The organism is Arthrobacter sp. CAN_A6, from assembly GCF_015751715.1.
Lineage (GTDB): Bacteria > Actinomycetota > Actinomycetes > Actinomycetales > Micrococcaceae > Arthrobacter_D.
In genome coordinates this window covers 1-1,251 of the sequence record NZ_JADOUV010000044.1, presented here as the reverse complement: position 1 = coordinate 1,251, position 1,251 = coordinate 1, and the positions used below count along the sequence as shown (strand labels likewise).

The following is a 1,251-nucleotide window of genomic DNA, read 5'->3' as shown; positions in this document are numbered from 1 at the left end:
GGTGATCTCAACCGGTCAATGCACCGCCCGTGGTTCTGAGGGTATCGCTTGTTGGTCCGAGGTGGTGGTGTGTGCTTGGTAGAGGTCGTTGGAGCTAGCCCACTTCAGGACCCGCCGTGGCCGGTCGTTGAGGCGGTTTGCGATGTCATCCAAGTCTTCGGCTGTGAACCGTCGGAGGTCGGAGCCCTTCGTGAGGTACTGGCGAAGGACCCTGTTCGTGTTTTCGTTCGACCCGCGTTGCCAGGGGCTTCCTGGGGCGCAGAAGTAGACGTTCATGCTCAGGTCCGTAGCGAGTTGCTGATGCTCTGCCATTTCCCGGCCACGATCCCAGGTCAACGATCGACGCAACGGCTCGGGGATGTCCTTGAACGCATTGGTCAAAGCAATGCGCACTGCATCTGCCTTGTATCCGTTGGGGAGGTGGACCACTTTGACGGCCCGGGTGCTGCGCTCGACCAGAGTCGCCACCGCGGAAGGCCTTTTACCCATAACGAGATCTCCTTCCCAGTGACCCACCTCAACCCGGTTCTCGACCGACGCCGGCCGGGCGGTAATGGGCACCATGTTCTTCAAGCGTCCGCGGCCTAATGCTTGCTTGCCCTTGCGGGGCCGGCGGATGGTGCGCCCGGATCGCAAATGCTGGGACATGCCCCGGTCAAGCTCACGACGATAGACGTAATAGATCGACCGGTAAATCGCCTCGTGGGACAGGCGCATGACCGGGTCTCCGGGGTAGGCCAGCTTCAACCACGCGGCGATCTGCTCCGGAGACCACCCCAGGGTCAGCTTCGCCCTCACCACCTGCAGCAGCGCAGGTCTCTGCTTAAGTCGAGTCAGCTTTGGTCGCTTCGTTCGAACGTGGGCTGCGTGCTCAGCGATAGTTGCCCGGTAGGCGGCGCGTCCACCATTTCGCGCGAGCTCTCTCGAGATGCTTGAGTGAGGCCTCCCCAAGGCCGCGGCGATTCTGCGTAGAGACCACCCTGCTGCAATACCGCGAGAGATCTCCTCACGCTCCTGATGAGTCAAGTGCCGGTGGTTCCGGCGAGTAATTCGCGGTTTGATGCCCCCGTGACCCCGGAGGAAGTACTGAATCACATGCGCCGGTTGCCCCACCCGGTCGCCCACCAAGCGGAATGATTCACCGTCCCGCCACCCCTCCCAGATTGCCTGCTGCTGCTCCGTCGTGAACTCCACACACACCTCCACCACTCATCCTGCCAAGTAGCGGTGCATTGACCGGTTGAGACCACC

General features: G+C 61.9%; 1 protein-coding gene. It reads right to left on the bottom strand.

Annotation, left to right across the window (positions count from 1 at the left end; genetic code table 11):
• Positions 1-15: 15 nt before the first annotated feature.
• A complete protein-coding gene (locus IWX75_RS17480; RefSeq protein ID WP_442859002.1) occupies positions 16-1,200 on the bottom strand; it encodes an IS30 family transposase in 1,185 nt (394 codons plus the stop codon).
• Positions 1,201-1,251 lie beyond the last annotated feature (51 nt).